The sequence below is a fragment of the Desulfobacter sp. genome (assembly GCF_050177295.1).
The window spans coordinates 1-6,672 of sequence record NZ_JBFXHE010000244.1 but is presented as its reverse complement, the minus strand read 5'-3'; the positions used below and the strand labels follow the sequence as shown (position 1 = coordinate 6,672).

Sequence of the window (6,672 nt, the reverse complement as noted above, 5' to 3'; positions counted from 1 at the left end):
TTTGTCGAACCAGCATATGGCCAGGAACCGCCTGGCGGCGTTAACAGAATCCATCTTGTTTTTTACCCGGGGCACCCGGATGAAGTTTATCCCGATTTGCTTTGCGGCTTCCCACCGGGACTTGCCCCCGTTGCCGAGTTCTCTCACGCTGATATCGTGCGGTGCGTAGTGATACCCATAGCTGTACCCCAAATCACACATAACCTCTTTGTAATGCTCAAAGCCTTCGCCTGAATTTTCATAATAGTTGATTATATGGACCTCCCGGCCAACATCCTGGGTGAACCAAATAACCATCACATCATTCATGCCAAGGTCCCACCAGGTTTTGACCATGATCCCGGGTTGATACGGAACACAGCAAATCCGCTTTTCTTTCCGGATATTGACGAATTGTGTTATGAAATAAGCCCCTTTGACGGCAGCCTCAAAGGCTTCCTCCGGCGTTGAAGGGTTCTCCCGCTTCATGTCATCTCCGAGCAGGTTCCACTTGGCAATGTACCAATACCGCTTCTCCGGGCTCAATTCCCGGCCTATCTTCGCCTCTACTTCGGCAAAGTAGTCCATCATGTCTTTTATGATGGGTACCGGCTCTGATTGCTCGTTCTCGCCGTTGTCCCACCAGGGAAAGAAGTGGAACTTGAATTCTTGTGAAGTTGGCTTTATACCTTCCTGGTCCAGCTTTTGGGCATCCTGGCAAAAATCAAAAAAATACCCGGACCGGCCCTCTGCCGTGGATTCAACGAACATCAAGGCGCTTTTTGTTTGGGTGTGCACAGCTTCAAAGGCACCTGTTACAATTTCCCGGGCCTTTTCCGGGTAACGGGCGCATATCTTCCCGAACTCGGACACATGGAGCAGTTGCAGGGTGCCGGACCGCATGGATGTTCCAACAGAGATTATGGAATTGTTATCGAACTCAATCTCGGTCTTTGAAAGGGTTTTGGCCTTGAACCCGGCCTTAAGAATTTCCGGAAGATTATTGTAAGGATAAAGGATTTTGCGACGAAAGATTTTGGAAACATCTTCCCGGTTGTGGGCGATGATACCGGCCTCGACATCAGAATTCCACAAGCATCGATCCAGAAAGAAGATATCAATGAAGGTCGTGAACCCAAGCTGCCTGGCCTTAAGGATTAGGTTCATGTACCACATGTTCCAATAAAGCCGGGCTTGTTCATGGTTGGGTTTGAAAAGAATCCGCTTGCCGTGCCTGTCGATGATGTAATACAGGTTGTTCAGCCGCCACCACGGATCTGACAGAAGCTTTTTCAATCCGTCTAAATCTTCTATTTTATCAAGGTGATGGGGCTCGGCTTTATCGACAACATCAAGGCGCGGGTCATCATCGTCAAGGGCCCCCAGACCCGCTTCCTGCTCATCTTCTGTCTCTGCCCAGGGATCAATCATCCTTGCCTTTATCCCCCGGCAACCCCAAGCTTGAACCATCAACCTCTGAACGGATAGCACGGACGAACTGTTCTGCTGTCATCAATCCTTCGTTCTGCTGCTTGTGGTCTTTTTCATATAGGCCAAGGACCTTGGAGAGGGATTCCCTGGCGGCATCTCCCTTATCCCACTCAACTTCGATGATATTTTGCTCCACCTCGGTTTTATTCCCGGTATCCTCATCCACGACGGTTTTGGGCTTAAGACTTCTGACTTTAATTTTGGTGACACAGGCGGCAACATCCCGGGGCAACCGGTGGAGAGGAATCAACTTGCCGGTTTCTGGGTCCAGCAACTGCCTGGGATCAAAAAACGCTCGTCTGGCATAAGACTGCAGCACCTTTTCCGGTGTAATTTCAAGCTTGGCGGCCATTTCTGCCTTCCGAGCATCCAAATAGGCTTGAATCTTAGGGTTTCTTAAAAGGTGGTAAGAGGAAACACCGGCTATGTTATCGTTTTTTACGTGGGGATATGCAGTTTTATAGGCAAGGGTTCCATTGCCATGAATGAGCCATTCCTCGCAAAACTTAATCCGATTCTCAGTAAGCTTTTCACCCGGCATGCAAAACCCTCGCTTCCCCTCTCTCCGCAGCCTCTATCAACAAACGCGCGCGCTTCTGATGCTTTGCTTTCCTGGCGTTTCGTGATGCTAAAATTATCTTCCTGACTTTTACGGGATTAAGACCCAGATACACACAAACACTGATAAAGCTTGATGTATCAGATCGAGTCGATGTCACCCATGCAATGGCTTTACGCTGTATCACATCACGAGTCCCGGGCTTGTCGCTGTCAGGATCAATAATATCCTCATACGCCTGTATCAGCGCAGCCGCCCATAATCTCCGCAGGGAGCCCCCCGGAATAATATACAAGCCCATGATGCAACCCCTTAAAAAATAAAATCCCGTCGCATAATACCGTTACGACGGGGTCGAAAACATCCTAATTCTTCAAGCAATCTGTTTTCGTGTCCAATGAGAGCCGCAATCTCATCCCGGTGCCGCAAAACCACATTGCTGCCGACCTCTGCCGCCTGGTGGACAACCTCTTCATCCGTTAAGTGCGCATGCGCACCTTTGCCGCGCACTAAATTTTCGCGCACCCTGGTTTTCACCCTGTCAGCCAGGTTTTTCTTCCACCCCTTGAGCCCGGCCTGCTTACGGATAACGGCCTCGCTGACCGTTTGTTTCCACGTTTTGGAATCTTTATGGACATCCCCGTACTAAGCCACAATCTCATAGTTGGACAGCGCACCGACGCGATACAGCGGCTCTATATAATCCCAGTTTATGAGTTTGCGTTTTGCCATCCGGATCCCCTATATTGCAGAGATATTTGTCCTGAGTAGCTTAACGGATAGCCTGGCAGCGGTGATCACAGGCTCATATTGTTCCATAACGTCCAGTGCATCGATGACAACCAAAATCGTATCCGCACAATCCACAATAATTCCCAATGCATTTTTTCCGGATTCAGAATCCAAATCAGCATTTTCAAGGACCTGCACTGCCTCCAAATATACACGCTCTGCCTCAGCAAGGTTTCTCATCGCGTCTTCCGAAATCATAGCTGAGACATCCGGGTCCGTTACGATCAGCTTAATATTGGTGTAGATTGCGTTGGTGCGGTTGATGATGGTTGTTTTATTATCCGTGCAGGACTGGATCAGGGCTATCAATCCCAGGGCTGCGGCAAACATTGCTGCGGTTCTATTCATCATTTCTCTCTCTTTTTAAAATAGTTGCCTTTTGCTGTCTGGTAAGCCCGGACAGCGATATACATGACGGTTCTTTTTAGCCATCCGACACCGTTGGCGGACATGGCTTCCAGGAATATTTTATCTGTGTGGGGTTGATCATTGCTGGTAACACACAAATAATCATGCAACACTGACGGCTCTGCATGATTCCCGGCTGCTGGCGGACAAAACCGCCAAAAGAATCGTGGCACAGACGCAAAATCAGTTTCAAACCCAGCTGGAACAATAATTTTCTCAGACCCATCAAATACAAGAGGTGCCAGAAGCTGCCATGCATTCGGGCCTATTTTTTCGACTCTCAATGGCGACTTAAACATTTTTCACCATCCTGATAAGCGTGTTCGCACGGCCCTGTGTTTGAGCGTACCATGCAGAATCTTTCATCTGCCTTCTCATCTCCGGCCAGTCCTTATTTTCGACAGCCCGGATCATCATGCGGAATCCACGGAAACGTTTCGGCCCAAGCTGGAATCGCATATCAACAAGGACATATTGGATGTTTTCCGGTAACAGGTAGAAGTCCGGAAACATGCCTCGAAGATCATCAACGCAGGCATCAATATCATTTCCGAGCATCATCATGGCCTCGTCTTCGGATATGCCAACATCTTCAATGTTCCTGCCAACTCCTATAGTGAGTTTCCCGGCAGTACAACGGTATGGTTTGAGGCGTAACCCCTCATGATTTATCAACTGTTTTTTAATTTCTGTAATATTCATTTTCACTCCTCATCCCTGTCCCCAGCCCGACGTCCACCCAGCATAACGCTATGGCGTTCAAGTATCTTTTCATGGCGATCAGTACGGATGTACAATTCCTTAATTTCTGCCGATGTCGATACCTTATCCGCGTACGTAATTGGCAACTTCTCTCTCAATTCAGATTGGCGACCCGCGAACATTTCTATTTTTTTGGTGATATCATCCAATTGTCGCTTAGCCATCCACCCAACAACCACGACCAGAACACTAATCAATCCAAACCCGATAGTGATTAGCACAGACTCTGGTGTCCAAGCAGGAGAAACCCCGGGTGCCTGCACCTGGGCTTGGGGGATGGTGGCGGCAAGGAGGATTAATGGCATACCACCACCTCTTGGAAATGGGTTAGGCCGAAAGCCAGGCGGGAGAGATCAGGCACCCGGGGGGAATTAATCATTTATCCATCCTCAAAATCTCCGTGTTTAACCGCGTATAAAACCGCGCACATAAAAACTTACAGACGTTGTGATTTTGAGGGGGATTTATTTGTGCGTCAAACGGGTTTGAGACGTACTGAGGGGTTGTTTTTATACCCTTTTGGGGTAAATTTGATACCCTTTTGACGCATCTGAAAATTATTTTATTGAGGGTTCTTCTCCAGCCATCGATCCAAGGCGACCGGAAGGGCAACGACCTTCCTCCCGATACGTTTTACCGGCAAACCCTTGTGTTTTTCGTAATTCTGCACGGTTTTAACGGCAAGATCCCCGCAATACTCAGCAATCGCCTTCCAACCATTCAGCCATCCGGATCGATCTTTTACCATTGGAACTCCCTTACACAAAAAACCTCTCACACTGATAAGCGATCAAGGCGGCCTCGGCCCTGTTGTGGTCCATGGCCCGGGAAAAGTATTTATCCTCGACATCCGGGTGTTTGTTGCTGCCGTGTTCATTAAAACGGGATATCATCATCTTTGCGTGTATCTGATTTCCGGGTCTCGGCCAAGGTGCCCGATGAGCATGATCTTGTTCAATCCTGCCATAAAAAAGTCCTTTCCGTCATTGCCTGGTCCTTTCTTCCAGAATCTTACCTGCGACAGAGTTTCCCGCCTCGAATAAAACTTTTAGCTGGTCGTCAGGAAGACGGTTTAAAAATTCAATAGCCTCTCTCTTTTCCGCTTCTCTGGATACAGACACTGACGGGTCTCCACCTCCTTTGCCGCTTCTACTCCTGTCCTGTGCGCTGCTGAGCCAGTACACCAAGCTATGCCGGATGCCCTTAGCTGTTTTTCGCTTCTTTGGGTTCGACAAAGCCCATTCCCGGTATTGCTTTAGTTCGTAACGCACATCAATGCATGGATATGTATCTTGCCAACTGTCAAGGTCTTCCTGGGAAACTGGATATTCACCTGCAGATTTGACCAATGGGATGCTGATAACTGGATTTTGTTTTGAAACATCAGGATTTGAGTTTTGAGTTACTTCCGGCTCAGAGCAAATTTTTTGCTCTGAGCAATAAGTATCTCTTTCTCTTTCTGTCTCTGTCTCTGTCTCTGTCTCTGGTGAGTCATGTTGGCGTCGTGTTGGCGTCAAGCTGGCGTCAGGCTGACAACCGTCTTCACAAATAAATCCTAACTCTATGAATTTATTAATATCTGGATCGTTATCCAGGTAACATAACTTTCTGATGATCACAGGTGAGGCCGGAATGGTCCCATTGTTGTCTGCCGCAAGTAACCAGATAGCCACAAGCTGTCCTCTTTCAGCGTCTGAAAGGCTCACCCATTCAGGGTTTCGCATCACACACCGGTGGATTTTTATCCATGGCGGCTGGCCCCGATCCTTGCGGTATGACTGCCATTTTTCCCAATTTCTGATTTTTAGGTATTCAGTCTTCATGTTTGTCATCTTTTGCCGTCACCATGTCATTATGTTTGCATGTCCATGTCATAGCTATGTCATGGCCGCGCCATGCTTTTGTCGCCTTGACGCCACTATGACGCCATACCGACGTCAGGATTACGTTCTTCGAGAAAAAGTTCCCCGCCAACCAGCAAAATATCCGCAATGCGTGGTTTCCAAATCATAAGCTTACCACCCCGCTTTTTCTTGACCTTACGCCATCCCCATAACTCCAACCTGGTCCCTGGTTGACTGAGCCATGCCATGGTATTCCCTGCATAGTCTTCGGTGATTTTGCGGACATGAGGCATCCAGTCAGCCCCGCACACCTGAACACCAACCACGCCGTTGTCCAGGGCAATCATATCGATAATGTTAAACAAGTCTTCCTTACAACCGTTAGGCCATTTACGGCTTGGTGGAAAATTCCGCTCTACGATCCAGTGAGGAATTCCTTGATCTTTTAATATGGCTTTGGTTCGTTGCACGGGAGATGACATCAATTAACTCCTTCAAAAAAAACTAATATTTGGCAAGCTCTGGGAACTTTTCTATGCCCCATATTCCGTCCGTGAAGTTCCGTGCTACAATTTCAACCCCATCGAATTCGTTGTTAGCTGCGGTAATAGCTTTATTTTTCGCCTTTGGTCCGTTTTCAGCCTCAAGTTCTACTGTGAAGGTCGCTTTTAGAGACAATGCGTCCTCTTTCACATACGCCAACCAGCCTCGTTTACAGCTCGGTTCCCGAAACAAAAAAACCTTATACCTTTTCAAAACACCTCCTTTGCGTAAGTTGGAATTCCGGTCAACTTCTGAATTTCTTCAACAAAAAACCCGGGGTCTCCATTCTGCCTG

10 protein-coding genes and 1 pseudogene are annotated in these 6,672 nt (G+C 48.0%); all 11 read right to left on the bottom strand.

The window, feature by feature from the left end:
• Nucleotides 1–1,410, bottom strand: a pseudogene (locus AB7U36_RS15615) (hypothetical protein); the annotation flags it as partial.
• Nucleotides 1,403–2,011 (bottom strand): terminase small subunit, encoded by a 609-nt coding sequence (locus AB7U36_RS15610; protein WP_428160636.1) that lies wholly within the window; start codon nt 2,009–2,011, stop codon nt 1,403–1,405. The gene AB7U36_RS15610 and the pseudogene AB7U36_RS15615, both read right to left, overlap by 8 nt.
• A 759-nt stretch (nt 2,012–2,770) precedes the next feature.
• Complete coding sequence (locus AB7U36_RS15605; protein WP_428160635.1) at nt 2,771–3,172, bottom strand: hypothetical protein; 402 nt, start codon at nt 3,170–3,172, stop codon at nt 2,771–2,773.
• The gene (locus AB7U36_RS15600; RefSeq protein ID WP_428160634.1) at nt 3,169–3,528 is read right to left on the bottom strand and encodes a DUF1353 domain-containing protein; all 360 of its coding nucleotides are present in this window, start codon (nt 3,526–3,528) and stop codon (nt 3,169–3,171) included. Before AB7U36_RS15600 ends, AB7U36_RS15605 begins: the two co-directional genes overlap by 4 nt.
• A complete protein-coding gene (locus tag AB7U36_RS15595) occupies nt 3,521–3,931 on the bottom strand; it encodes a glycoside hydrolase family protein (RefSeq protein WP_428160633.1) in 411 nt (136 codons plus the stop codon). The genes AB7U36_RS15600 and AB7U36_RS15595 overlap by 8 nt, the downstream gene beginning before the upstream one ends.
• Nucleotides 3,932–3,933: 2 nt before the next feature.
• Nucleotides 3,934–4,296 carry a hypothetical protein gene (locus tag AB7U36_RS15590; protein ID WP_428160632.1) on the bottom strand — a complete coding sequence of 121 codons (363 nt, stop codon included), beginning with the start codon at nt 4,294–4,296 and terminating at the stop codon, nt 3,934–3,936.
• A gap of 257 nt (nt 4,297–4,553) precedes the next feature.
• On the bottom strand, nt 4,554–4,739 hold the full coding sequence (locus tag AB7U36_RS15585) for a hypothetical protein (RefSeq protein ID WP_428160631.1): 186 nt from the start codon (nt 4,737–4,739) through the stop codon (nt 4,554–4,556).
• A gap of 10 nt (nt 4,740–4,749) precedes the next feature.
• A complete protein-coding gene (locus AB7U36_RS15580; RefSeq protein WP_428160630.1) occupies nt 4,750–4,887 on the bottom strand; it encodes a hypothetical protein in 138 nt (45 codons plus the stop codon).
• Between the two features lie 87 nt (nt 4,888–4,974).
• A complete protein-coding gene (locus AB7U36_RS15575) occupies nt 4,975–5,814 on the bottom strand; it encodes a hypothetical protein (protein ID WP_428160629.1) in 840 nt (279 codons plus the stop codon).
• A 95-nt stretch (nt 5,815–5,909) separates the two neighbouring features.
• The gene (locus tag AB7U36_RS15570) at nt 5,910–6,200 is read right to left on the bottom strand and encodes a hypothetical protein (RefSeq protein WP_428160628.1); all 291 of its coding nucleotides are present in this window, start codon (nt 6,198–6,200) and stop codon (nt 5,910–5,912) included.
• A gap of 139 nt (nt 6,201–6,339) precedes the next feature.
• On the bottom strand, nt 6,340–6,591 hold the full coding sequence (locus AB7U36_RS15565) for a hypothetical protein (RefSeq protein WP_428160627.1): 252 nt from the start codon (nt 6,589–6,591) through the stop codon (nt 6,340–6,342).
• Nucleotides 6,592–6,672 lie beyond the last annotated feature (81 nt).

Excerpts from the sequence above, each read along its gene's own strand:
- AB7U36_RS15605 (WP_428160635.1), bottom strand. The coding sequence starts at position 3,172 with ATGATGAATAGAACCGCAGCAATGTTTGCCGCAGCCCTGGGATTGATA.
- AB7U36_RS15600 (WP_428160634.1), bottom strand. The coding sequence starts at position 3,528 with ATGTTTAAGTCGCCATTGAGAGTCGAAAAAATAGGCCCGAATGCATGG.
- AB7U36_RS15585 (WP_428160631.1), bottom strand. The coding sequence starts at position 4,739 with ATGGTAAAAGATCGATCCGGATGGCTGAATGGTTGGAAGGCGATTGCT.
- AB7U36_RS15610 (WP_428160636.1), bottom strand. The coding sequence starts at position 2,011 with ATGCCGGGTGAAAAGCTTACTGAGAATCGGATTAAGTTTTGCGAGGAA.
- AB7U36_RS15580 (WP_428160630.1), bottom strand. The coding sequence starts at position 4,887 with ATGATGATATCCCGTTTTAATGAACACGGCAGCAACAAACACCCGGAT.
- AB7U36_RS15595 (WP_428160633.1), bottom strand. The coding sequence starts at position 3,931 with ATGAATATTACAGAAATTAAAAAACAGTTGATAAATCATGAGGGGTTA.
- AB7U36_RS15590 (WP_428160632.1), bottom strand. The coding sequence starts at position 4,296 with ATGCCATTAATCCTCCTTGCCGCCACCATCCCCCAAGCCCAGGTGCAG.
- AB7U36_RS15575 (WP_428160629.1), bottom strand. The coding sequence starts at position 5,814 with ATGAAGACTGAATACCTAAAAATCAGAAATTGGGAAAAATGGCAGTCA.